This window comes from Butyrivibrio sp. NC2002, assembly GCF_000702265.1.
Taxonomy (GTDB): Bacteria; Bacillota; Clostridia; order Lachnospirales; family Lachnospiraceae; genus Butyrivibrio.
The window spans coordinates 24,368-50,464 of sequence record NZ_KL370882.1 but is presented as its reverse complement, the minus strand read 5'-3'; the positions used below and the strand labels follow the sequence as shown (position 1 = coordinate 50,464).

The 26,097-nt window shown below is 41.0% G+C and carries 24 protein-coding genes; 5 read left to right on the top strand and 19 right to left on the bottom strand.

The window, feature by feature from the left end:
• Positions 1-116: 116 nt before the first annotated feature.
• From T543_RS14185 to T543_RS14135, 11 genes are all read right to left on the bottom strand, one after another.
• Positions 117-743, bottom strand: a complete 627-nt coding sequence (locus tag T543_RS14185) for a flavodoxin family protein (RefSeq protein WP_035769732.1) — start codon at positions 741-743, stop codon at positions 117-119.
• 25 nt (positions 744-768) lie between these two features.
• Positions 769-2,784: an ABC transporter permease gene (locus tag T543_RS14180; RefSeq protein ID WP_035769730.1), complete on the bottom strand. Its 2,016-nt coding sequence runs from the start codon at positions 2,782-2,784 to the stop codon at positions 769-771.
• Positions 2,774-3,544: an ABC transporter ATP-binding protein gene (locus T543_RS14175; RefSeq protein ID WP_035769728.1), complete on the bottom strand. Its 771-nt coding sequence runs from the start codon at positions 3,542-3,544 to the stop codon at positions 2,774-2,776. Before T543_RS14175 ends, T543_RS14180 begins: the two co-directional genes overlap by 11 nt.
• 191 nt (positions 3,545-3,735) lie before the next feature.
• On the bottom strand, positions 3,736-4,602 hold the full coding sequence (locus T543_RS14170; RefSeq protein WP_035769726.1) for a hypothetical protein: 867 nt from the start codon (positions 4,600-4,602) through the stop codon (positions 3,736-3,738).
• Positions 4,603-4,727: 125 nt separating this feature from the next.
• Positions 4,728-5,714: a sensor histidine kinase gene (locus T543_RS14165; RefSeq protein WP_242839532.1), complete on the bottom strand. Its 987-nt coding sequence runs from the start codon at positions 5,712-5,714 to the stop codon at positions 4,728-4,730.
• Entirely contained in the window at positions 5,701-6,378 is a 678-nt protein-coding gene (locus T543_RS14160) for a response regulator transcription factor (protein ID WP_035769721.1), read from the bottom strand. Before T543_RS14160 ends, T543_RS14165 begins: the two co-directional genes overlap by 14 nt.
• Before the next feature lie 108 nt (positions 6,379-6,486).
• Positions 6,487-7,794, bottom strand: a complete 1,308-nt coding sequence (locus tag T543_RS14155; RefSeq protein ID WP_035769720.1) for an erythromycin esterase family protein — start codon at positions 7,792-7,794, stop codon at positions 6,487-6,489.
• A gap of 167 nt (positions 7,795-7,961) precedes the next feature.
• Positions 7,962-9,524, bottom strand: a complete 1,563-nt coding sequence (locus T543_RS14150) for a DUF5605 domain-containing protein (protein WP_051638805.1) — start codon at positions 9,522-9,524, stop codon at positions 7,962-7,964.
• Between the two features lie 81 nt (positions 9,525-9,605).
• Positions 9,606-9,845, bottom strand: a complete 240-nt coding sequence (locus tag T543_RS14145; RefSeq protein ID WP_035769718.1) for a hypothetical protein — start codon at positions 9,843-9,845, stop codon at positions 9,606-9,608.
• Positions 9,846-10,032: 187 nt separating this feature from the next.
• Positions 10,033-10,485 (bottom strand): PaaI family thioesterase, encoded by a 453-nt coding sequence (locus T543_RS14140; protein ID WP_035769715.1) that lies wholly within the window; start codon positions 10,483-10,485, stop codon positions 10,033-10,035.
• A 3-nt stretch (positions 10,486-10,488) separates the two neighbouring features.
• The gene (locus T543_RS14135) at positions 10,489-11,085 is read right to left on the bottom strand and encodes a hypothetical protein (protein ID WP_035769714.1); all 597 of its coding nucleotides are present in this window, start codon (positions 11,083-11,085) and stop codon (positions 10,489-10,491) included.
• A 262-nt stretch (positions 11,086-11,347) separates the two neighbouring features.
• Here T543_RS14135 and T543_RS14130 point away from each other — a divergent pair, with 262 nt between their 5' ends.
• Entirely contained in the window at positions 11,348-11,635 is a 288-nt protein-coding gene (locus T543_RS14130; RefSeq protein ID WP_035769712.1) for a hypothetical protein, read from the top strand.
• 97 nt (positions 11,636-11,732) lie between these two features.
• On the opposite strand, the gene T543_RS14125 is transcribed toward T543_RS14130, so the two are convergent.
• A complete protein-coding gene (locus tag T543_RS14125; RefSeq protein ID WP_035769710.1) occupies positions 11,733-12,311 on the bottom strand; it encodes a xanthine phosphoribosyltransferase in 579 nt (192 codons plus the stop codon).
• Positions 12,312-12,940: 629 nt separating this feature from the next.
• Entirely contained in the window at positions 12,941-13,882 is a 942-nt protein-coding gene (locus T543_RS14120; RefSeq protein ID WP_035769708.1) for a carbohydrate kinase family protein, read from the bottom strand.
• 345 nt (positions 13,883-14,227) lie between these two features.
• Between T543_RS14120 and T543_RS14115 the strand changes: the two genes are divergently transcribed.
• Entirely contained in the window at positions 14,228-15,517 is a 1,290-nt protein-coding gene (locus T543_RS14115; protein ID WP_242839531.1) for a Y-family DNA polymerase, read from the top strand.
• A gap of 39 nt (positions 15,518-15,556) precedes the next feature.
• Positions 15,557-15,862 (top strand): YolD-like family protein, encoded by a 306-nt coding sequence (locus T543_RS14110; protein WP_035769706.1) that lies wholly within the window; start codon positions 15,557-15,559, stop codon positions 15,860-15,862.
• Between the two features lie 125 nt (positions 15,863-15,987).
• On the opposite strand, the gene T543_RS14105 is transcribed toward T543_RS14110, so the two are convergent.
• The 4 genes from T543_RS14105 to T543_RS14090 form a co-directional block, all read right to left on the bottom strand.
• The gene (locus tag T543_RS14105; protein WP_035769704.1) at positions 15,988-16,578 is read right to left on the bottom strand and encodes a hypothetical protein; all 591 of its coding nucleotides are present in this window, start codon (positions 16,576-16,578) and stop codon (positions 15,988-15,990) included.
• A 274-nt stretch (positions 16,579-16,852) separates the two neighbouring features.
• Positions 16,853-18,070, bottom strand: coding sequence for a hypothetical protein (locus tag T543_RS15450; RefSeq protein WP_051638804.1), 1,218 nt, complete (start codon positions 18,068-18,070; stop codon positions 16,853-16,855).
• A 53-nt stretch (positions 18,071-18,123) separates the two neighbouring features.
• Positions 18,124-19,980 carry an ABC-F family ATP-binding cassette domain-containing protein gene (locus tag T543_RS14095; RefSeq protein ID WP_035769701.1) on the bottom strand — a complete coding sequence of 619 codons (1,857 nt, stop codon included), beginning with the start codon at positions 19,978-19,980 and terminating at the stop codon, positions 18,124-18,126.
• Entirely contained in the window at positions 19,977-21,092 is a 1,116-nt protein-coding gene (locus T543_RS14090; protein ID WP_035769698.1) for an AI-2E family transporter, read from the bottom strand. Before T543_RS14090 ends, T543_RS14095 begins: the two co-directional genes overlap by 4 nt.
• Positions 21,093-21,267: 175 nt before the next feature.
• Here T543_RS14090 and T543_RS14085 point away from each other — a divergent pair, with 175 nt between their 5' ends.
• Positions 21,268-22,824, top strand: coding sequence for a GGDEF domain-containing protein (locus T543_RS14085; protein ID WP_035769696.1), 1,557 nt, complete (start codon positions 21,268-21,270; stop codon positions 22,822-22,824).
• Positions 22,825-22,887: 63 nt separating this feature from the next.
• Here T543_RS14085 and T543_RS14080 read toward each other — a convergent pair whose 3' ends face one another.
• Positions 22,888-23,580 (bottom strand): hypothetical protein, encoded by a 693-nt coding sequence (locus T543_RS14080; protein WP_035769693.1) that lies wholly within the window; start codon positions 23,578-23,580, stop codon positions 22,888-22,890.
• Positions 23,581-23,818: 238 nt separating this feature from the next.
• Between T543_RS14080 and T543_RS14075 the strand changes: the two genes are divergently transcribed.
• Positions 23,819-24,568 carry an SIMPL domain-containing protein gene (locus T543_RS14075; protein WP_051638803.1) on the top strand — a complete coding sequence of 250 codons (750 nt, stop codon included), beginning with the start codon at positions 23,819-23,821 and terminating at the stop codon, positions 24,566-24,568.
• A gap of 38 nt (positions 24,569-24,606) precedes the next feature.
• Here the strand turns inward: T543_RS14075 and T543_RS14070 are convergent, their stop codons facing one another.
• Complete coding sequence (locus T543_RS14070) at positions 24,607-26,091, bottom strand: glycoside hydrolase family 32 protein (RefSeq protein ID WP_035769689.1); 1,485 nt, start codon at positions 26,089-26,091, stop codon at positions 24,607-24,609.
• Between the last annotated feature and the right edge of the window lie 6 nt (positions 26,092-26,097).

Below are 26,097 nucleotides of genomic sequence, written 5' to 3'. Positions count from 1 at the left end.
CTCTGCGTCGTAAAGAGTTTTCTCGCTGATATATCATAATATTAAAAAGCTGTACCACTGATGAAACTCAAAAGCGGTACAGCTTTTCTTGATTTACAAATTACATTTTAAATAAATTACTTTCCATCCGGGAAGCTTGTAAAGCTATCCTTTTCAACCTTAGGATATCCATACTTTTCCTTTGCATCGGCAAAAGCTTTTATCATAAAACTCATATTCCTGGCCAGATTTCTCATTGTCTGCAGACCTTCCAGATCTTTCTTGACATCCTCTGCCGAAAAGCCATGAACCTGATTCCAGTATGTTGAAGATGCTACAGGCATGCCACTTATGGTGAAGTATTTGTTCAGCACGTCATAACTTGCGGTATTGCCGCCTCTCCTGCAGCTTACCACCGCTGCACCCACCTTCATATGCTTGGAAAAAGAGGTGCTGTAGAATAGCCTGTCCATGAAAGAAAGAATTGTTCCGTTTGGAGAAGCATAGTAAACAGGGCTTCCCACAACAAGTCCATCCGCTTCTTCAAACTTAGGTGCAACCTCATTTACAAGGTCATCAAACACGCATTTTCCTATCTCGCTGCATTTGCCGCAGGCAATACAGCCGCGGATATCTTTCGTTCCCACCTGAATAAGTTCTGTCTCTACGCCTTCTTCCTCAAACACTTTGATCATTTCATCCAGTGCCGCGGCAGTACATCCATGCTGATGCGCACTGCCATTAAGTAATATTACTTTGCTCATCCTGCACCTCCTTAATAGATATTCTTTATTTATCTGCATACACTATTCCATAATACTGCATTGATGTGATTCGGTAAACTAGTGCATAAGTACCAAGGAAAATCAGACTTACTACTGCAATCGCCATATTGAAAGTAAATGTGTCAACGTATAGGATCATTGCAAGGAAAAGTCTTAATATCCTGCTTGCAAAAATTATGTGAATAATTGCACATACCGCAGGCAGGAAGAACATTATCATTACCTGATTTCTGATGACTCCTTTCGCTTCCTTGTCGGATAAACCCGCGTTTGAAAGTATTTCAAATCTCTTCTTATCCTCTATACCTTCGGACATCTGCTTGTAGAAAATAATCATCACAGTAGCAATAAGGAAAAGAGCTGCAAGGAATACTCCAACGAAGAATGTTCCGCCATAGATGCTGTAAAACACTTTCTTTTCCTCAGCCTTATACCTGATCTTGGTATTTCCGATCTTTGATGATAGTTCACTTCTGACAATATCCACCTTGCTCTGATCGACATCTTTTGGAACATTAAAACCAAAATAACAATTATCATATCCATCAAATAGAGTAGTTTCTCCGTTCAGGCACCGGTTCTTAGCATCCATCAGAGAGTCAATCGCATTTTCATCAGAAACAACAATAATCTCTTTGCCAAAAAGTCCCATGGATGGATCAAAGGTCTCTACAAGACATTCGTTTCCGATTTCCTCTTTGATCTGATAATTCTCACCAAATATTGAGAAGCTTCCTTCTTTTACTTTATCCGCAGAACTATAACGGAATATCTCATCTTCACCAAGGCTTATATTTTCCTCTGTGTATTCATTATACTGGTCGGCTGTGATTAGGTACATGACACGCATCTGAGAATAATCTGCAGTCATTTTGATCAATGGTGTAAGACCCTTCTCATCCCCACAGCACAAATCCTCATGGTAGAGCCTGACTATTTTTTCAGTTCCTTCAACATTTCCTTCCAATAGAGTTTCATCAATAATCTTATTTATGCTTTCGATTGAAAGGCTTCCATCATTTTGACACCAGGTCACTATGTCACGTCTAAACATACTGTTTATATTCTGCTCACCCAGCATTACAAGTGCACTGGAACACACCATCAAAAGAATTACTCCTGTTGATAATATACAGATAGATGCAAGTCCCGCAGCATTGTGCTTCATTCTGAAAATAAGATTTGAAAGGCTGATAAAGTGTCTTGTTTGGTAATAATATTTTTTATTTTTCTTGAGCATCTTAAGGACAAAGATAGTTCCCGAAATAAACAATGCATAAGTTCCTATGGTTACAAGAACAATTGCTGTAAAAAGTGAACTGACAGCAGAAAATGTGCTTTCAATACTAACCGCTATATAATAACCTGCAAGAAGAGTTACCGCACCGATCACAAGGAGAACCCATTTTGTCTTTGGTTCTTTTTCTCCCAGATTCTCACTCTTTAAAAGGTCAATGGGGTTACCAAGGCGGACTTCTAAGAGGTTAAAAACAAAGAGGCTGATAAATATAAGTCCAAAAAATATGACTGTAATTATTGTTGCCTTTAAAGAAAACTCCATTCCCTTTACAACAGGCTGATGCACCAGCTTATACAGGAAAAGAACTACAAGCTTATTCACAAAAATACTGGCCAATATACCAAGCGCCATTGAGGATAGTGCCTGAACACTACTTTGTATCAGAAGAATCCTGCTGACATTTTTTCTGCTAAGGCCTAAAACACCATATAATCCTATTTCCTTTTTCCCGGACTTTTGCACGAACCTGTTGCCATACAAAAGGAATATCATCGCGAAAATTGCTACCGCTATGCTTCCAATGTGCAAAAACAAAACAATGTAGTCGGCTCCGTAAAACACCGGTGTTCCATTATTTATAAGAAATCTGCTGTAAACAAGTGACATCAAAATATGGAAAACCATTATAGTTATGGCGCTTACAAGTATATAAGGAATTACTGCTTTTTTATTGTTCCTAAGGCCGTTAAAGGCAAGTCTTCCGAGAAGATTACTGTTCATTGTCATCTCCTCCCCTCATAAGAACTGTCACTGCATCGCAGATTTTATCGAGCATCTCGCTTCTTGACATCTCTCCTCTGTAGATCTGATGGAACACTTCACCATCTCTTATGAACATTACTCTGTCTGCGTAGCTTGCTGCCACATTACTGTGAGTAACCATGAGGATTGTCTGGCCGCTCTTATGGATATCTCTTAGCTGATGCATGAGGTTTGTCGCAGCCTTGGAATCAAGCGCTCCTGTAGGCTCATCTGCAAGAAGGATCTGAGGCTTTGTGATAAGTGCTCTTGCTACCGCTGTTCTCTGCTTCTGTCCACCTGAAACTTCGTATGGATATTTATGAAGAAGAGCTTCGATGCCAAGTGTTTTAACAAGTGGCGCTACCTTTTCATCCATTGTCTTATAATCCTCTCCTGCAAGAACAAGCGGAAGCTTGATGTTATCCTCTATTGTGAAATTATCAAGAAGATTGAAATCCTGGAAGATAAATCCAAGATTATTTCTTCTCATGATAGCTCTCTCTCCATCCTTAAGCGATGAGAAATCTTTTCCATTTACCAGAACCTTCCCTGCTGTCGGAACATCAAGACTTGCAAGGATATTTAAAAGAGTGGTCTTTCCGCTTCCGGACTCACCCATGATTGCAACAAACTCACCTTTTTCAACACTGAAATGAACATCCTTAAGGGCTGTAACTGACTCAGTACCCATTCTTGTTTTATATACTTTTTTCACATGATTTACTTCTAAAACTGACATTATTTTTCCTCCACTATTTTGGACCTGGGGGACGGGGTTTGTGGTCCATTTTTTTGTCCCAATTTTTTTTGTTTTCCTTTTATCTCGTCTCTCGACAATATAAGGGTATCAAAAAAGGAAATGCATTGCCTTTTATCAGGCTTACATTTCCTTTGAATTATCTTACATTTTTGTAAGGATTGGTACTGTTCTTAATTCATATGCTTTTCAAGCTCTTTTAACATAGAATCTTTGTCCATATAGTCGATTTCAGACATTGCAACTCCATGCGTATTATCCGTTGCTTCGGCGAATTTGGATTTATACTCTTCTTCTGTTACAGTTTCGTCCATCCATCTCCATTCGCCGTGCTCCATCGGATCCCAGTCGTTATAGTTGTCATCTTCAGGATATTCTGTAACTTCAAAGCCACCATACACTGTGTAATCAATCTTGCCGTCTTTCATTTCGTAGATCGTATCGGACGGAACGCCAAGTGGTGCATTTACAGCGGAGTCAAGGAGTTTTCCGGTGCCCGGAATATAATACAGTGTCCCTCTATAACCTCCTGCTGAAGCTACTCCATCGGCAAATTCATCATTTTTTACAATGCCGTTAGCATTATGGCCCACTATCATGTAAGGCTGCATTCCGGGATCAGGTCTGCTTTCATCTGTGCAGGTTGCAAAAAGCTCAGGTGTACCGTCAGCATCGAGGTCTATCAGCTGAAAGCTGTCCCACTCAGTAGAACTTGCCTGCTCTACAATTGATCTATACTGCGAATAAATGTTGTCTGATGCAGCGGATAAAGTGTTGTCAGAAGCCTCTGCATTTGCATTATCTGCATTCTCTGTGTTTTCTGTAGTAGATGCTGCTTCGCTGGCAGTGCTTTCAATTTCAACTGCTGATTCCTCAGTGGCAGTATTGTCTGAAGCCTCTTCATTTTGGCTTGTGAAAAGATCACTGCTTTCGCTGCTTGAATTTGCCAGATTGCCGCATCCGCTGATGGACATAGCAATTACTGCTGTCGCAATTGCAAGAACTGTTCCCTTAGAATTAATTATCAAAACTTTTTTCATTTCATTCCCCTATCTTTTGTTTTTTATTGTCTGAATCAGTATTGTAAATTATGATGTCCAACAAATGTCAAATAAATATAGATTTTTCAATTTTTTCTGAGGAAAAACCGGAATCTATATGTTCATCAATCTTTCCTTACATCAATTGCAGAGATTTTTTCTTTTGTAACTGATATGATCACGTCAGTCCCGCGTCCTTCCTCAGATTCAATGCGAATCTTGTGCCCAAGCTTATCGCATACTCCCTTGCACATATATAGTCCAAGGCCGCTGGCTTTTTTATCAATTCTTCCATTGTAGCCGGTATAACCCTTTTCAAATACTCTGGGAAGGTCTTCGCTCTTAATACCAACACCTGTATCTCTTATTACAATTTCGATTCCATTTGAAGAAATGATTTCTTTATATAAATCTGAATTATCTATATTATCAGAATCCATTGCTGTCTCATGCACACCAGAAATATCTCTTGCAAAAATCTTAATTCCACCTTCTTTAGTGTATTTGAGCGCATTGGATAAAACCTGCTCCAGCACAAAAGAAAACCACTTCTCGTCTGTTAATATCTCTCTGTCAAGGTCTTCAAGTGTGACCGTAAGATGCTGATAAATAAAGATTGTCGAAAACTTTTTAACCACCTGTTTGATAAGCGGCTCGAGCTGACATTTTTCGAGGACCATATCTCCTGACATGTCCTCAAATCTAAGATAATTGAGGGCCATGCTGACATAGTTTTCTATTTTAAAAAGCTCTCTTTTACAGTCTCCGATAGAAAGCTCTTCGTCCTGGAAAAGAAGCTTAAGAGCAGCGATAGGAGTCTTTATCTGATGGGCCCACAAAGCAAAAAAGTCCTCTTTTTCCCGTATCTGCTCCCATCTGATATCCCTTATATCCTCTGTTTCTTTCTCATCTGTATCAGAAATATCTTCCTTATCTTTCCTATAACTTAACACTGAAGATATCATTGTAAGCAAAATAAGAAAGCTGATTTCATAAAAAAGAAATTCGCTTTCTATGTTGTATAAAACACCTGCAATTATGAGCACCGCTGCCAGTAATGCATTGGTAAATATGAGAGCTTTACTCTTTTCCCCAAATTTATTCTTCCCCAACAATGTATCCCATTCCTCTCTTGGTTGTTATGAAATCCTCAGCTCCTGCCGCATCGAGCTTTTTGCGGATTCTGGTAATGTTGACAGTTAGTGTATTATCATCCACGAACTCGTCCGCTCCCCAGAGTCTCTCCATTATGGTTTCTCTGGAAACCACTTTACCCTGCTGTTCCATCAGGGTTTTAAGGATCAGATATTCATTCTTGGTCAGCTCCAGCCTGTTTTCACCTACACTTGCCGAAGTATCATCGAGTTTTAGTCTTACATTTTTTACCTCAAGCTCATGAACTGCAATGCTCTCGCCATAGCTTCTTCGAAGGATTGCCTGTATCTTGGCCGTCAGAACCTGCAAGTCGAAGGGCTTGGCTATAAAATCATCAGCGCCCATATTCATCGCCATTACTATATTCATGTTGTCATCAGCAGATGATAAAAATACGATTGGAACCTGAGATATTTTCCTTATCTCGCCGCACCAATAGAATCCGTTATAAGCAGGAAGTTTTAAATCCATAAGAACTATATCCGGCTGAATTTTCTCAAATTCTTCAGTTATATTTTGAAAATCATGTGCCGGGAACGGCTTCATTTGCCAGGTTTCAAGGTGCTTTACAACCTGACCTGCAATTATTTCATCATCCTCAACAATAAATACTTTTCTCATACATACCGCCTTTCCTCATCTAGTCATCTACGATTCTAATTCGAAAATGATTTATTGTCGAGCAAAATGGTCCTGGGGGACGGGGTTTGTGGTCCATTTTTCGTACACTTAATACTGCGGTGAAATGGCAGAAACATTGTAGTAATAAATCATTCCGTCATAAAGATCCGCAGGCTTCATTTCTATTCTGTATGCAGAATGCATAAAGTAATATATTCCGGATAGCCCTTCTCCCAGCGTCCCCATAGATACCTCTGAATGAATCAGATCATAGATGGCCTTGTTATCCTCGGAACTTACGGTCTCAAAATCCAGATAAAATCTCTTATCATCCATATATTTTGCCTGATAAGCTATAGGATCAGCAGTTGTAAAGTAAAAGTCTTTTCTCTGATACTCACTCGAAATAACACTGGATACACTTGCATTTGTTTTTCCTTTGAAAAAGTCTGTACCAAGGCTGTAGTACGCATCTCCATATTTTTCTTTTAACAAGCCTCCCATTGTTACAGGTTGCAACATACTATGTGGCTTTTTGGAAATGTGTCCATCATGAGCTGCAAGCATTATCTTGCCTGATCCGATTTTCTTTTCAAGATCGAGAATCCATGAAACGTTATCAGCCATAGCAGTGTCTCTTGCAGCAAACTTCTTCTGATAATCCGCCTGAAAATCAATCAGAACATAATCTGCACTTGTAGCAATATTATCAGCAGCTTTTGTAGCGAAAAGAGCATCTAGATTCTGATCATTTCCATCTGAAACATTTATTTCTTTTTTGATATCTTCAAGCTCTTCTTTAACCTTTTTAACATGATCTTCTGTCATGGACTCAGTTCTGTTCTCATCAATATAGTAGTCAATTTCTGAAGTCTCTTTAACAGTAATGTTGTTTTTCTTCATGTAGTCATATAGGTACTCTACGCATTTTTCCGGATTCTGCATGTCAAAGCCGTAAAATCTTATCTTCTTATCTTCTGAAACAGAAGCGTTATACTCTCTCATCCAATCAAGAAGATCTGCCATCTGCTGGGTGTGATATATATTAAAACTTAAATTATTAGCAATTTCTCTGGCATCACCTTCTCCGCCCTGAACAAATTCATTGGCTCTAAGGCAATCTCCGAAGTCTGCTTCAAGGCAAAACGCACTATATCCCTCATTTTCCACAAGCATTTTGAGAACCTCAAGCTTGGATTCCTGAAATTCCACGCTTCCATGGGTTGCCTCTCCAAGACCTACAATCTCTACGTTATCCGGTATGTCTAGCCCGGAAACAGCTTTGGCGTTTTCAACCATTGTTTTATTTTTATGCATTGCAAGGACTGTCTTATAATTCAACCCTACTCCCAGTAAGATGCTGATCGCAATTATAATTATCAATAATACTTTCCCTATTTTCTTTAACACTTTCATTTCATACTCCTTTTCAACATATCGCTCAGAATGTCGTTTGTTTATCTGCGACTCACTTATTTCCGTCAAAAAAAGGGTAACAAAAAAGGAAATGTACTGCCTTTTATTTGGCTTACATTTCCTCTAAGTAAACTTACATTTTTGTAAGAATTCTATTTGTAAGAATTCTAAAATGGACCACTAACCCCGTCCCCTAGGACCATAGGGCCATGAATTTTCTGAAGCCGGATAGCCATGAACTGTCTGCCGGGAAGTTCTATCTTGAATCTGCCGCTGTGAATACCCGCATCTTCTATGGTCATATTCCATGTGTCTATAATTTCCGCTTTATAATAGGCATCATCTTCCATGAAAAATTCCCTAAATGAAGGGCACATAAAGCTGTAGTAGTAAATCTGATATCCTGTCTTTTCATACAGAGCATCATCTTCCGGAACAGCCTTTAAGCAGTCCCAACACCTTCTATCGCTTTTATCGCGCTTAAGCCCTGTTCCCGGTGTTTCCTTCATTATGCCAAGCAAAAACTTAACTCTTTTCCAGCTCTCTCCATGCAGTTCTCCTCCATGGGACCACCACAGAATATCGTTTTCATTAAGAAAAGTCTCACCATGTCCCGGATAGCCGCCCCTGAATATTCCCTCACAGAAGCGCCTTACCATCTCTTCTCCCGTAATGTTGCCCCATCCATGCTGGATATTGCCCTCGTATGCTATCTCATCGAGAACCACCGGCTTCTGAAATTCCTCTCTCCACTCATCCGTATATTCCGCAGTTCTGTACAGATCCTGCCTCTGAATACTGCAATGAGTGATCCAGGATTTCTTATGATCAAAAAAGTCAATGCAGTTATGTATCGACCTCAAATGATCATAGGGATCCTCTTCTTTGAACAGGTTCCCGATGTGATCCCAGTCTTCAATGTTTTTATGTGGAAAAATATCATATTCATTGGCCATAGACCACCATATATTTCTGTATGCCGCCAATCTGCTGATCAAATATCTGATGTAAAGATCATCCTGTTTTCGTGACATCCGCGAAAATCCCCATCTATCATACGGATGGAATACAATAATATCCGCTTCTATCCCCATTTTCGCAAGCTTCTCTACACATTTTTCAATATGTGAAAAGTGTTCAGGATTGAATCTGAAGAAATCCCAGTCATTACCCTCGGTTTTATCTGTATAATCCCAGAAATTGTCCTTGGTAAGCTTACTGCTGTCCATAGGTGTTCCGACATACGGATAAGACCTAGGCTCCCCAAGGTTATAGTCGTAATGCTTAGGAAAAATGCAGAATCTTATCTTATTAAAGCCTGCATTTTCAAGAGAATGAAATGTTTTTTCTATGAGCTCATCGCTTCGAAGCTCCCACACATAGCATGTCGTTCCAATGCTATAATAGGGCGTTTTGTCAGCATAGCAAAAGTGATATTTGTCGCATACTCTGACAGGCCCTCTGTTATTACCTGAAGGCGCAGTCACCTCGAAACTTCCCTCATATTTTTCTTCGGAAAAACTTCCTCTTACAAAAAATTCGTATTTTCCTTCATACGAAGGCATGAAGCGCACTCTGTATATGCCCTCGCCGTCGTAAAAACCCTTCACGGTTTTTTCTTCGTTCTCACTTTTAAAAGTCGCTTCAATGTCGTAGTCAACAAAAGGGTTTCCATCCCCATAGCCCTTTCCTGACCATTCAAAAACTCCCCATTTTTCTACTTTATCCATAACCTTCCCCACAAAAAATATTATTTTACAGTAGCATTTGTCTGCTTGTGAATTGCCTTTATTATTTTAGTCTTCTCTTATTTATGCGGTTTCGCCCAGTTCATTGGAAGCTGTGCTGTTTTTTGAGATGAGGTCCATCTCCTCACGGAAACATCTTATTGCAAAAGATTCCGTATATTCGCTCTTCTTTGCAATGGCCTTAACCTTCTTGGCTGTCTGTTTCACGTCTTTGGCGTCACACACAACTGACGGATATGCTCCGCTTTTTTCACATGTAAATCCTTCTTCAATAAGTATTTTTAAAAATTCGTCTTTAGTCACTGATCCTCCCCATAACCATTTTGGCTATTATGATGTAAAATACTTTTTTCGCCCGGAATCAGGCGTGCGTTTCGTATTCTACAACATTTCATGGAAAAAAATCAATGACTTTTATGCTTTATCAACAAGAAAACTCCTTCCGGCGCAGAGTCGATGAAGGTAGTTTATAATACATCCCGCTATTTTCTCAGAATTTCAAGTTATCCCCAAGAACCGGAACTTTGCTGGCAAAAAATGAAAATTCTCCGCTATCCAGAAGGTTTCCTTCATCATCCGTTACTCTTATATCAAACACCAGGATGTGTTTTCCTGTTTTCAGTTTCATACATTCGCAGTAAATATACTCAGTATTAACGGCGGGTAGCAGGAAATTCAGGTTTGCAGAAACCGTTGTTACATAGTATCCGCTCATGCTTCCCGTAGCACCGGCCATAGCATCAACAAAAGAAAGCAGCGCTCCTCCGTGTATGCTTCCGTATGTGTTATGGAGCCTCGTATCACATTTAATCCTTGACTTACTGTAGGTGGGACTAAGCTCTAACACCTCAAATCCAATAAATTTGTTATATTCGTTGGAATACAGCTCCGCGATCATCTTCTCCCTTATGGCATTTTCTTTTTCTGTACGCGCTTTTCTCATTGTCTAGCCTCTCTTTCTCCATTTAGCAATATAATAAAGCAAGGAAAAGCCAACACAAAGCACTGCAATGATTGCAAACCACATTATGATCACACCTGCTGCAACTTCATTGATCTTCAAAAAGAAATATGGCCCGTCTATTACACCCAGTCCGTTAAGGATCAGGCAGATTATGCCATATATCAGGGTTACGAGCGCCGGCAAAATGACCGTTCTAATCGGAAGCTTATTTGTTTTTTCCAAAAAAACAAGTGATATTACTGACAATAACGGTCCGATAAAATGATTTATCGGTGCCACATCAGATAAAAAATAGTATTTTATACCGCCCTCCGGCGCAAGGACAAACGCCGCAATCAGGAAAGTCACCGTCAGTCCCACTGCGCTTACAAAATGCATCTTGGTAACGCCTTCCGGTATCTGCTTCCCATTAAGGACAAAATATAAAACAAGCGCCGAAACAACAAGCTGAAGAACATTGCTGTCTACCGTATACCAGACAAACAGCCCCGTTCCAAATGCGTAAATATCATGAATCAGCGCGATCACTTCCAGCGCCAGGATCACTGCATTAACAACAATTACTGTTTTTCTGCTCATATTTATCCGCTCCCCACTTCATTATCTATGACTTCTTGCGGGCAAAAACGGAAATCGCCCGCAAAAATCTATACATCTACAATTATAGCAAAACACTCAAAACAAACTTAAAAAAATTAAGAATATTTCCTATTGCAAGAACGAATGCTTGGGAGTATTATTAATGAACACCTGTTCGGAACATATATTCGCTATTATGCTGTCTCAGCGAGAAAACTCCTTCCGGCACAGAGTCTGTTGAGGCAGTTCATGAGGAATTGCTATGAAAAAAATTATTGATGAAGTTGATGTTATATGTCAGCACAAGGCAAATGGCCGCATCATTCCACTCAGACTTCGCTTTATGAATGAAGACGGACAATATGAAACATATACGATAAAGGGTTACCGCGAGGCTGAAAAAAAAGGCGCCCATACAACAGAAGATGGGATCTACACCTCTGACTCCACCTTCATATTTGAGTGCCTTATTATATCTGCCGGCATGAAAAGGATCGTTCGGATATATTATGATCCGCGGATCAATTCCAAGTGGCGATTGGCAATATAGCATTTTTTCTTCCACCCCGTAAGGTGCCCGAAACTGTATCCGGGCTTTATGGTGTCTCAGCGAGAAAACCCCTTCCGACATAGTCGGTGGAAATAGTTCATTGCTCCCTGAATATGATCTCGCCTGTATCCGTCATTTCGTCTATTATTGCAAGCGAAGTAACATCATATCCCATTTGCCTGATGTCAGAACCGCCCTGTTGGAATCCTTTTTCTATGCAGATGCCGATCCCCTCAATCTTTGCACCTGCCTGGTCACAGATTTCAATAAGGCCTTTCATGGCATTACCTATGGCAATGAAATCATCGACAATAAGTACATGATCATCGGCAGTAAGATAATCTCTTGATACCGTAGCATCGTACTCCTTGCCATACGTAAAAGAGCTGACCCTTGAAACATACACGTCGTTTCCCAGATTCAGACTCTTTGCTTTTTTGGCAAACACAACCGGAACTTTAAAGTGGTCAGCAACAGCGCAGGCTATGGCAATTCCGGATGCCTCGATCGTGAGTATCTTTGTTATCTTTCTGTCCTTATACTTTGTGTAAAAAGCTTCTCCTATCACAGAGAGCAACCCCACATCGATCTGATGGTTCAAAAAGCTGTCAACCTTAAGGATATTTCCGGGATACACCCTCCCCTCAGCAAGGATTTTTTCTTCAAGGATTTTCATGAGCACCTCCTACACAAAATATGCGCTGTTTTCATGCACCAGTTACTTTCAATTTTAAGGCTCAAATCTATGATTTACAACATATTTAGTGGTCTCTTGGGGACGGGGTTTACTCGGAGCAGTAAAAGCCCCAAGTATATAGGAAAATAGTGATACTTGTTGCTTTTGCGCTTTCCGCGCAAACGTCCTGGAGAGCGAAAAGCCACAAGTTGCCATGAAATCACGGGGACTTGGGGCTTTTGAGGAATTCGGAGATGCGATGACTGAACGAATTCTTCTTGTAACATGGACAAAAAGCCACAAGTATATAGGAAAATGGACATACTTGTTGCTTTTCAACTTTCGGCGCTAATGTCCTGGAGAGCGAAAAGCCACAAGTCGCCTTGAAATCGCGGGGACTTGTTGCTTTTGAAGAATTCGAAGATGCGGTGACTCAACGAATTCCTCTTGTAACATGGACAAAAAGCCCCAAGTATATAGAAAAACAGCTATACTTGTTGCTTTTCCGCTTTCGGCACAAACGTCCTGGAGAGCGAAAAGCCACAAGTTGCCACGAAATCATGGGGACTTGGGGCTTTTCGAGGACCTGGTCCAATACGGTTTCTGTTTTTCTGAGGAAAAACAAAAACCTATAAATCCCTAAACCTTTTACCTGCTTTGCGTTTTATTTCTTCTATGCACTGTGAGCCCATATGCTCTACAACAACGGAAGATACTGCGCAGCCGTATCTGCTGCATTCTGGAAGGCTCAAACCATTGCTCAGGGCATAGATAAAACCTGCCACAAAGCTGTCTCCTGCGCCGGTAGTGTCTACCACTTTGGCATCACTATAGGCCGGGATCGATCCTTCCTCGGATGCGCTTTTATAGATGCAGCCGTCCTTACCACACTTAATGATTACATTGCAGACACCATATTCTGTAAAAATCTCTGCATTTCTTGAAGGATCGGCCTCTCCCGTAAGAAGGGCTGCCTCTTTCTCATTTGGGATCAGATAATCAATATATTTTAAGATTGGTCTGATATCTTCTATGCTCTCTCCGTTTTTGGCAGTTGTCATATCCGCCACAAGTATCCTGCCCGGCTTTTCTTTTATTTTCTTAAATACCTCTTCCATATCGCTAATTGATAGCTTCGGCGATACGAAGATGCTGGCAAAACTGACTATCTCTCCTAGGGCATCAACATGTGGCAAGATGTGCTCTTTTGAAAGCTTCCTTAAGCTGCTTTCAGGATTAGTGACAAAATACCTCTCACCTTTCTCATCAACAAGAACAATATTCATCCCTGTAGGAATAGCTTTATCTTCCGCGATCTTAGAAACATCAACATTGTTACTTCTAAGATATTTTAAAATCGTTCCTGCCGCTTCATCTACGCCTAAAAGGGAAACCAGTTCAGTATCAAGGCCAAGGCCTGACAAAATAACGGCCTCATTTAACGCATCTCCTCCGCAGGTCATACCTATATTTCTTGCAGGTACAGAGCCTTTGGAAAAAATGTCATCACCTACAGGGCCTGCAAAAATGTCGACAACTCCCGCTCCTATCACAGAAACTTTTTTACTCATGAATAATCTCCCACAAAAATCTTCCGTATTATTTGCTAAAACCGTATCAGCCTCAATATACCCCAAAGCAGGCAAAACAACTTCCTATAGCAGGACCTTGTCCAATACGATTTCTGTTTTTCTGAGGAAAGTCAATAATCTATATTTTACATCAAAAATTTAAGAAATTGTTCGATTGAAAAATATGATACCCGGGCTTATTATTAATGAACACTAGTTCGGAACATATATTCGAAGCATAGCGGTGATATTTATGGAGAAAGAGGTAATATTTATGGAAAAAAAAGACACATTTCATACCACGGATTATGACAATATCGCCAACTCTCCTCAGGAAGCTGCCCTATGATGCCTCAGGTAATTCCCCCGCAGAGGGCCTATATAATAATCGATCTGAAAAGCTTTTATGCAAGTGTTGAGTGCGTAGACAGAGGGCTTGATCCCATGAAGGCTTTGCTTGCCGTAGCTGATGCAGAGCGAAGCAAGGGAACCATCTGCCTTGCAATCACCCCAGCCATGAAGGCACTCGGGATTAAGAACCGCTGCAGGATATATGAGATTCCGAAGCACCTTGATTATATCGTTGCTCCGCCCCGGATGAAGAGATACATAGATATATCCGCCGATATTTACGGAATATACTTAAGCTACGTCGCCAAGGAAGACATTCACGTTTATTCCATTGATGAATCTTTTCTTGATGTGACCAATTACCTTGGTCTATACGGGCTATCCGCCCATGACCTTGCGCTTCGGATCATGAATGACATTAGAGAAAAACTGGGGCTGCGTGCGACCTGCGGTATCGGCACCAATCTGTATCTTGCTAAGGTAGCCCTTGATATTCTGGCCAAACACTCTCCGGACTTCATTGCGGAACTTACAGAGGATTCTTTTAAGCAAAGGCTCTGGACTCACAGACCACTTACGGATTTTTGGAGAATAGGCCCCGGAACTGCGCGTAGGCTCTCATCCATGGGGATCATCAATCAGTGTGATATCGCGCATTTTCCTGAAAAGCTGATGTATAAGCAATTCGGCGTTCTGGCGGAATACATGATAGACCATGCCTGGGGGCGTGAGTCATGCACAATGCAGGACATAAAAAATTATCGCACAAGAACCAAATCCCTTTCCTGCGGGCAGGTTCTGATGCGCGATTACAGCTTCGAAGAAGCACTTATCATAGTAAAAGAAATGGCAGATGAACTGTCCCTTGATATGGTGGCTGCTCACGTAGTCTCAAGCAACGTATCGCTTTTCGTAGGCTACAGCAAGGATGCTTATCCTTCCACAGGAGCAAGTGCCAATCTTCCTGTAACGACCAACTCTTTTCGAATACTAATGGATACCTTTGCTAAGTTGTATAGCAGAAGCACCATGCGGGGCATCCCCATTCGCAGAGTCTGCATAAGCGCCAATTCCGTGCTTGATGAATGTTATGAACAGTACAGTTTCTTTGTAGACCCTGTGATAATGGAAAAGGATCGAAGGATCACCCAATCCGTCAATCAGATCAAAGCCAGATACGGGAAAAATGCCATCCTTAAAGGCATGGACCTGTACGAAGCCGGAAATACCATAGAGCGGAATGAATTTATCGGTGGGCATAAAGCCGGAGCCACCTTGTATTGAAAGCATATACGGCAAAAATAGCTCATGCGGAGGTAATATATGCCAAGAGCAGACAGAGCAAGCCAGTTTCAGCCTTTTGCTGCATTAAAAGGTTTTGAAGAAGCCTTGCAGGAAAAAGAACGTATAGAAGTTGAAAAAGTTAATTTATCGGAAGAAGCCCTGAATTTTCTTGATTATCAGCTATCGCTCCTTAAAGTCGGAGACATGGTCACTATAATCTACTACGACTTGGGAGCTTACATAGAAAAAACAGGGCTTATATCCAATATTAAAAAAGATGCGAGATATCTCACTGTCGTTACATGCGACATCAGCTTTGACCTGATCAGAGAGATCAGAATCTGATGCGCAAAACTGGTCGTACGTTAACTCAGATCAGATATGTCCCGTTAGAGCGCGCCCATGGCGCACCCAAAAAAGAAGATGCTCGCATTTGAGCATCTTCTCATAATTCTAAAAAATTGCCTCGATCACTTAATCCTGTTAGCTACGCGGCCTTCAGCCTTTCCAAGCTGATTATAGTGGTTAAGGAGCTTGTCCGCATCTGCTCCGAAAGCATCCTGCAGATCCTTGTAATTTGTATAATAGTAATATGCATTAAACTCAGCATTGTTGCCCGCATAATTCTTAAGTGAATCCATTGCTGCATTCTGTGCGTTATAAGCATCTACAACAGCGGGATCGATGTTCTGAACATATACCTCGATGAAATCGTGGATATCTGCATTTGCCACCTTCTCATCATCGATGTAGAAATATAAAAATACGTTTTTGGTTGTCTCATCGGGACCAATATGGATCTTCATATATTCAGATCCACCCCTGCCTGAGCACTCAACATAAGTTTTAGTACTGGTATGCGGCCCTACAAAATAAGTGTAATTATACTGTGTTTTGATCCAGACTTCCTTGGTAGCACCGGCATCTATGCTCACTACTGAATCTCCGAAATCGAAATAGTCGGGTCTCTCACTGTAAGCCAAAACCTTAACATCAGTAAAAGCACTTACCAAAAGGATCACAGAAAAGAACATTGAAACAGCTTTAAAAAATTTTTTCATAATAATTTACCCCTATTCTCTGAAAACATTGCTATTCCCAGTATTTTCCATGTTTATAAAAGTACCTCTCACTGATAATTATAGATTGCGGTTCCCGCTTTGCACATAAACTTTCCCTTAAAAAACAAGAAAAATGCACTTAAATAAGGATTTTGCTTGCAAAATCCTTGCGCCGAGCGCGGTTGCATTTATGCAACATATTCCTTTCGCGCGAGTGTGCATCAAAAAGGCTATCACACCTATCGATGGTGTGATAGCCCGATAAATACGCGTCTTATTCAACTGCAGTAAACTCTATGATCGGCTTTTCTTCTCTATCAGCAAGGAGCTTCTCGAAATCCTCCGCTGTTCCGGTATAGTCCGGAGTTTCATCCTCAAATGAATTCTTTTCTCTTGTAAAGCCTGAGATCTCGTTTGAGCCTGTGTTTACGCCGTCATCGATATAATCCTTGAGCATCAGTGATCCATACTCTTCAGAGAGGAAATAAGTCTCATAAGTGTGGTTGTCGCCACCGTAAATAATTCCGTCCTCTAATCTGAGAGGATATGAAGAACCATTTCCTGATGCATTACCAACGTTCTTTACTTCGCCATCCTGCATTGCATACACAGAAATCTCATAAGCTGAGTTATCAGCTTCAAATACTGTATCGGTTACAGCCAAAACTTCTTCATCACTGCCAACAAGTTTGATATATGCATATCCCTGACCTGTTGTGAGCTGTGCAATAGCATCATCATAAGATTCAAAGGTTGTTTTGCCTGACTGTTCCTGAAGGAAATCTCCGGGAATATCAGCAAAGTCCTCATTATCTGCTGAGTACATCTGCTCTGCTACAGCCTGAATATCAAAGCCATCAAGATCTTCTGCAGCAACAGAAAGTGAATATGCAATACCAATCTCTAAATCGTACCATGTGATCATATCCACATATCCGGTATCGTTAATAGAACGGTAAAACTTAGCAGGCATGTTGCCGCCGCCCCAGTTAGCAAGTGTTGCATCCTCAGGACCTACAGTCCACTCTACAAAATTGCCGGCGATATCAGCATTCTCTGCTGCACCCATCTGAGCTCTTGCTGTAAAATTCAGGTCATCAAGTGTAAAGCTTAGCTGTACCAAGGGTCCGACTCCGTTGTCCGGATCACCGAGTTCTTCGCACTTACTCCACTCCTGATCTTTAGAATCATCGGGAGCCTTGAAAAGTCTTGCACACAACTCCTTAGCCTCATCCTCTGTGATTGAAACCCAGGGATTAGCCATTCCAACTGTTTCTTCTGAAGATTCCTCATCTGCTGATTCCTCTGCAGCAGCTTCTTCAACTGATTCAACTGATTCTTCAGCTTCTGCCTCATCAGCAGCTTCTGTAGCCTCTTCCTCAACAACTTCCGCAGGTGTCTCTTCAGAGCTGCTCTTAGCACCTCCGCAACCCGCGATAACGCTAGCTGACAATGTCATAGCCATTGCCAGAGTTAAAAACTTTCTTTTCATTTGTTTCCTCCTCAATTAGAAAAAATTTTATACCATATAATGTATCAAAATATTCACTTTTTTGCTACATTGTTTTTTTCAAAACTCTCTACCATCTCCTGAAGCTCAATAAATCGCTCCATCTTCTGCTCAACGAGATTATCTACTTCTTCTTTTTCTTTGCTCAGCTGCATAAGTTTCGGAAAATCCGTCGCAGCCTCTGCTATCTGCGTTTCGAGAAGTGCACTCTTATTTTCCAGTTCCTCAATTTCCGATTCTATGCTGTCATATTCTTTTTGTTCATTATAAGAGAGCTTGGTCTTTTCACGGGGAGCGCGGTATTTACCCTTAGGCTTGTCAGTTCCTTCCGCATCGCTGCCCTTTTCTCGGGAAGATTTTCCCTTCTTCTGATCAGCACCTGCGGATTCATTTCCCATATCCCCTGCGATATTTTTATGAACAAGGAAATCTGAATAGCCGCCCTCACTCTGATACAAAGTCCCATCCTGTTCAAAAGCAAAAATTCTTGTTACCACTCTGTCAAGGAAATATCTGTCATGGCTGACGGTAATTATGATCCCCGCAAAGCCGTCAAGGTAATCCTCCAAAATTCTAAGCGTCTGGATATCCAGATCGTTTGTAGGCTCGTCGAGGATGATAACATTTGGCTGTTCCATAAGAACACGCAGCAGATAGAGCCTTCTCTTTTCACCGCCTGAAAGCTTGGAAATCGGCGCATACTGCATATCCGGACCAAAAAGAAAGCGATCACACATAGAAGATGCTGAAACAAGACCATCTTCAGTCCTTATAAACTCCGCTGTATCCTTGATGTAATCGATGACGCGCTTCGACTCATCAAGCGCTTCATTTTCCTGTCCAAAATATCCTATCTTAATAGTCTGTCCGATCTCTATGTTGCCACTGTCCGGAGTGACATCCCCGATAATGCACTTGATAAGTGTTGATTTACCGCAGCCATTTGGTCCTATAATGCCGATCCTGTCCAGCTTGTTGAAGGTATATGAAAAGTCCCTGAAAAGAATTATATCCTCATAACTCTTGGTGATGCCCTCAATAATTATTGTTTTATTGCCCATCCTGCTTGGAATTGAACTCAGTTTAACCTGTCTCTCATCCTCAGGTCTTTCCCTGTCACGAAGTGCCTCAAATCTCTGAATGTGAGCTTTTTGCTTGGTAGAACGGGCTCTTGCTCCGCGAAGCATCCAGGCCAGATCTTTCCTGTAAAGTGTGGCAGCTTTTCTCTCCGCAGCCTGCTCATAGTCGAGGCGCTGCTGCTTAAGTTCAAGGAATCCTGAGTAGTTGGCCTCGTAGCGATAAGAACTTCCCTTATCGATTTCCAAAATCTGATTTGTCACTTCATCCAGAAAATATCTGTCATGGGTAACCATTAAAATAGCACCCCTAAAGTGCTTAAGAAAGGACTCGAGATATTCGATCATTTCAGAATCCAAGTGGTTTGTAGGCTCATCCAGAATAAGCAGATCTGAAGGAGTCATGATTGCAGCAACAAGCGCCGCTCTTTTTTTCTGCCCGCCGGATAAAACCGATGGATCACATTCAGGATCATCAATTCCAAACTTTGCAAGATTAGCCTTGATCTCGCCCATCTTATCCCAATGATCACTGCCTGCATATATTTTTTCTGTTATGTTTTCAAGGAGATTCTTGTCCATATTGAAAACAGGATTCTGCGGAAGGTAAGAAATACGGAGATTATTGCCCATAACAACGCTTCCGCTATCCGGTTTAACGATACCTGCCACGATTGACAAAAGAGTTGATTTACCGGTTCCGTTGGTACCAACTACACCGATCTTGTCGGTGTCGCTGATCCCGAGTGAAACATTGTTAAGGACAGCCTTCTCCATATATGTTTTAGATACATTTTCTATGTTTAAGATATTCATTTGTTACTTCTTTCATTGTTTTTCTTTTCCTCCACTCTCTGAAGGTATCTGTCGAACTGAAGCTTGATAAGCGCTGCTGTAGGAACTGCTATCAGCATACCTGCAACGCCTCCCAAAGCGCCTCCGCCGATAAGTGCAGCCACTACAAGAAGCGGATGTACTTCGACGTTATCCGACAATAGCTTGGGATTTATGATATTTCCATCGATGAACATGACTAAAGCAAAGATCACGATTCCGATGATCATCTTATCAAACGCACCTGACGGAAGACATACTATCACAAGAGTAGCATATCCCACAATCGGTCCAAGATACGGGATCAGATTGCCAAGTCCTGCAAACACGCCAACCAGCAGAGCATACGGTACACCTGCAATTGACAGTGTAATACTTATCAGCACTCCGACGATCAGCGCGTCAGTAAACTGTCCTCTGATATATCCTGAAAAGGCATTGTCAGCATCCTTTATGAAAACCTGAAGCGCAGCTTCTGCTTTTTCCCCGAAAATAAGCCGGAAAGCCCTGATCCAGTAAGGATAGATGTTGCTCTTATCAAGTAAAAAATAAATTGAAAAGATGATTCCAAACAAAAGGCCTGAGAAAAAGCCAGTTACAGCGTTTGTTGCCGCAGTAACTATGTGACTCATATTACCTGTTGAAATATTATGCGATTCCAATTGCTTTGCAAGCATATCCCATACTTCTTTGTAATCATCTTTTAAGACCACAAAAATATTCCTTATTGACTCTAAATTCAGCGATTCCACATTCTTATACACTGCAGCAGCAATCAGAGCGAGCATGAGCATTATTGCAGCAAATACAATAAAAAATGTCAGAAGAACACTTAAAGCTCTTGCCCACTTATGGTTCTTTCTCCTGTTCATCATGCTCTCCAGCTTATTTACAATCGGAAGAAACAGATAACATATGATCCCGCCTATGATTATTGGCTTAATAACAGCCGAGATAATAGCCCACAGCTTTGCCCAAAAGCTCCCGCTTACCAGAAACAAACCTATTATCGCCAATGTGATAAGAACCGTTACCGCCGCATACACACATATTTTCAAGTATTTCTTATCCAGTTTTTCGATTATTTTATCCACTGTTTCTCCCCTTTCGCAGTACATTTTTAATAGATAAGCGCACTATATATCATCATATTACAGTTAAATAGCTGTCAATTCAAATATATAAGGCTTTTTTTATGCTTTACTTAATTAAATCTAACAAAAATTTAATAAATCTCTCCTATAATTACATAATGAAGGGAGACCGCGCATGAAAAGGACCGGTGGATTAGTAAAAAGATTTGCCCTACTACTTACGGCATTCATAATAATTACTATAATATTCAGTTCTGCCGCTACTTTTGCAAGCCAGAACAATGAATACAGGGCTCAGAAAGAAGCCCGCATCAAGGAAGTTACCAGATGTCTTACAGAACTTATCACTGATAACGGTGATGAATTCAAACAGATGCAGGAATACTTCCTTGAAAACCATGAAAAAATCATAATTCCCTATGACTATGATGGCAATTACATTCCTGCAAGGGATAAGTGGTTGCAGATCTGTTCAGAGCAATACGGCGGTGAAACCTTGGGAAAAAGCCTTAGTTTTGACGATCTCTCCGAGGAAGCCAAGTTAGCTTTTGCCACATACAAGTATGAGCAGTGGCTCTCTACCTTTGAATCTTTTAATGATAATTTCGGAACAGAATATGTTTATTATCTTGTACCAACTGACACTCCCCCTCTTATGTATTACGTTTTCGACGGTCTTCGCACAGAAAAAGTCGTAGATGGTAAAAGCATTATGGAATTTGACTATGACGTACAGGTTCCCGTGGATCAGTATCCTAAGTTATGGGAAACCTATTGGACAGGAAAAAGTCCAGACGGCTACGAAGTATACGACAATCAATACGGAAAAACCTATGGCTATTTTACCCCTCTCTATGTAGATGGAGAGCTGCTTGGAATAGTATGCGCCGATATCAATGTCGACAATGTAAACAAGGAAATCCTGGCTAATACTCTTAAAGAAGTACTTCTTTTGACGATAATCCTTGTTATTACCATGTTTACCATGCTATGGGCAATGAACAAGCAGTATATAAGGAAGCTCCACCTGATGGAAGATTACATGTACGAATATACCGAGAAAAAAGATGCAGCGATCGCGGAAAAGTTTGACAAGCTTGCCGGAAGAAATCACGAAATCACCAATCTCGCCGTATCTACTGCTTCCATGATAAGAGAGCTGGACGACTACATGCAGAATCTCAACAAGACTTCAAAAGAGCTCGACAGCACCAAGATACAGGCCGAAAGAATGAGCGAGTTGGCAAACAAGGATGCCCTCACGGGAATTCGCAATAAAAATGCCTATGACACAGAGATTGGGAATCTTGATTGGGAGCTTAAGATAAACCCCGATTTAGTCTTTGGTCTAGCCATGATAGATCTCAATTTCCTGAAAATGATAAACGATACCTATGGTCATGAAAAGGGCAATTATGCAATAAAAAAACTATGCATGACAGTATGCAATATCTTCTCTCATTCGCCGGTATTCCGCATAGGCGGTGATGAATTCGTTGTTATACTAAAAGGAACTGACTTCGAAAACAGGGACGAGCTCCTTAACCAGTTCCATGGAATGATGGCGGCAATGCAAGAAGATGCCGCACTCTCGCCATGGGAAAAAATCTCAGCAGCCATCGGCATTGCCATATATGACCCGAATATCGACAACAGCATTGACAATGTATTTAAGCGGGCTGACAGCCTGATGTATGAAAACAAAAAAGCCATGAAAGCAGCCCGGGAATAAAATGAAAAGCACATTGCCTTCTTAAAAAAAATGAGTGGACGATGTGCTTTGTTTTTGTACATTTTAAGCAACGTATGTAAGTATCTTCTTATCAATACAGATTCTTGCGGCGAATACTTTTTCAACTGCGCCTTCAAAGGTAACAGCAATCTTTCCTTCAGAGATTTCTTTAACTGTTCCCTGTCCGTACTTGCTGTGAGAAACAATGCATCCCTCAGAATAGTACTCTTCTATCTCTTCAACCGTCATCTCAGGTTCCTTGGGCTTGGGAGCAAAAACAACCCTCTGCTGAACCTTACCCTTACTTGTGCTCTTAGCCTTTGTAAGTTCGCCCTCGTGAATTACATCCAATACAAATTCAAGATTTTCATTTGTGAAGAAAATTATTTTGTGAGGAAGATTCTTTTCTGTAGGAATCTGAAGCAGTCCTTTGTTTCCGTTTTTGTAAAAAAGAATGGCCTTGCTTCCAACAGACTCATAACCGGATATCATAAGATCAATATCATCTTTTTTGCTCTCTCTGAGCATTATGCTTAATCCTTTTTCGTCTGCTCTCTTTTTAAGGAGATTAAAATCTTTCTCTGTTGCATAGAGTTCAAAACGCTGATAGCAGAATGTGTTTACATGAAGTGAAGATCCCTTCTCGCCAAACTGCCAAAGACTGTTTATCGTAGCATCCTCTCTCTCAAATTCCTTAAGTCCTTTTTCTCTGATCAGATTGCATACTTCTTCATAAGAATATAATTGATTATCCATAACCTATATCTGTCCTTCTTCTGTACTAAATTTTTGCCTGAAGAACATATATTACACCTATAAAACAGCACATTCAAATGAATATAGGGCTATTTTTCATTAATTAAGAAAACTTTAAAGAGTATTTGATATTGCGATAAATAAGGTTGGAAAAGAAGTTAAATAAGGTTATAATCTTATATACCATCAGCTACTTAAAGCGACTGATAAGAGGAAAATCAGAAAAGGGGAAATAAAAATGGAACAAAACAAACATAGCTGGATTAGCGCACTGATAATTGGTTTAAGCGTAATGATAAGCTGCGCAGCGATCGCTTACGGTCTCTCACATTTCAGATCTGAGAGCACACATGTTATAGCCGCAACCGGAAGTTCAAGTGTGGACTTTGAGGCAGATATCATAATCTGGAGAGGCTCATTCTCTGCTGTTGCATACACTTCTCAGGATGCTTATTCCAAGATCAAATCAGATGCCGACAGAGTAAAAAAATACCTGACAGATAATGGTATCTCAGAGGATGAGATCGTATTTAACTCAGTAGATATCGGCAGAACCTACTCCGATAACTACGATATGAACGGTAATTATATAGGATCTGTGCCTGACGGCTATCAGCTCACACAAAGCGTTACTATTACTTCTTCCAATCTTGATACTGTTGAAAAGATTTCAAGAGATATTTCAAGCCTTCTGGATCAGGGTGTTGAGCTTACATCAGACTCTCCCGAATACTATTATTCAGATCTTGAAGCCTTAAAGCTTGACCTGATCGACAAGGCATCTGCAAATGCCAAGGAAAGGATCGATATCATGGCCAAGAACTCCGGTGCAACCCTCGGAAAACTTAAGAATTCAAGCCTTGGCGTATTCCAGATAACAGCCAAGAATTCCGGTACAAGCAGCTACTCCTACGATGGCGCATTTGACACTTCTTCAAGAAACAAGACCGCTACTATAACCGTCAGACTCGAATATGACCTTAAGTAATAAAACGCAGGCGAAATGCCTGCGTTTTGTTAATTTACTTAATTCTTCTTCTCAAGTTCGTACATGGTTACGTCCATAAGGAGTTCGCCTACAGCCTTGAAGCTGATTCCCTCAGCCTTGATATCTGTGTAGATTCCCATAGACATTACCTGCTCACCACCATTAATGAAGAGCTCCATGCTATATCTGTCGAGGATAAGTCTTAATGTGATCTCACCTTTATTGCCCTCTACTCTGCATCTTCTCTGATGAACGATCGCTCTTCTGCTTCCTGAATGTTTTCTGTCAATCTTTACAATATTCTGCTCAGGGTCATACTCTATTGTAGAGTATGCTTTGCCGTTATCAGCAAAACGGATCTCAAACTTTTTGTAGGAAAGGTCTGCATCCTTTGAACGTACATTGACTGTCATATCGATGCATCTGCCCTCGATACTTGATAGTGATGCGCTGTCTGAAATAAGAACGTTTTGTCTGCTGATCCTCTTTCCGTAATAATTCTCAATTTCTCTTACCGGCTTCTGGATGAGCTTATTATTGTGAAGTGATATCTCTCTTGGTATGCTCATCTGACCAAACCACGGGAAATCATCTCTTCTGATACCGCATGTATCCCAGTTCTGCATCCAGCCGATCATCACTCTTCTGCCATCTGCAGTAAGAATGGTCTGAGGTGCATAATAATCAATACCGTAATCGATTGCCTGACAGTTTTCCTCGCAAAAATCTCCGTTCTCGTTAAGGCTTCCTATAACGCATAAGGTTCCGTTTCCGTTGTGGAACTCAAGTTCCTCGGGAAGCATGTCCTGAGGGCTTGTAAGAAGGAGCTGCTTGCCATCAAGAGGGAAGTAATCGGGACATTCCCACATAACACCAAATCTGTGATTGTTCTTTATTACAACCTTGTCGAAGGTCCACTTTATTCCGTCTTCGCTTTCAAACTGAAGGATCTGGCCGTCCTTGTCCTCGGTTTTATTGCCGACTACGATATAGTATTTACCATTTTCCTTCCATACCTTGGGATCTCTGAAGTCGAATCTGCCGGCGCCTTCAGGAAGGGCATCTGCTTCTATTACCGGATTGTTGCCGTATTTTTCATAGTTTATACCATCACCTACAGCAACGCACTGTGTCTGGATCTCACGGATATGGCCATCCTCATCCTCTTCTTTGCGGACACCTGTGTAAACAAGAAGCTGCTTACCATCTTCCATCTCTATTGCACTTCCTGAAAAACATCCTGCACCGTCGTACTCCTCGTCCGGTGCAATAGCGCAGGGAAGGTACTTCCATGTGATAAGGTCTTCACTCTCAGCATGTCCCCAGTGCATAGGGCCCCATACTGTTTCATACGGATAGTACTGATAAAAAAGGTGATATTTTCCCTTATATATGCTGAATCCGTTGGGATCATTCATCCAGCCGCAACGAGGTGTAAGATGAAAAAGAGGTCTAAGCTCTTCTGCAATCTTCTGCTCTTCTTTCGCCTCGTAAGTTCTTGCTTTTTCTAACTTTTCGCTCATAATATT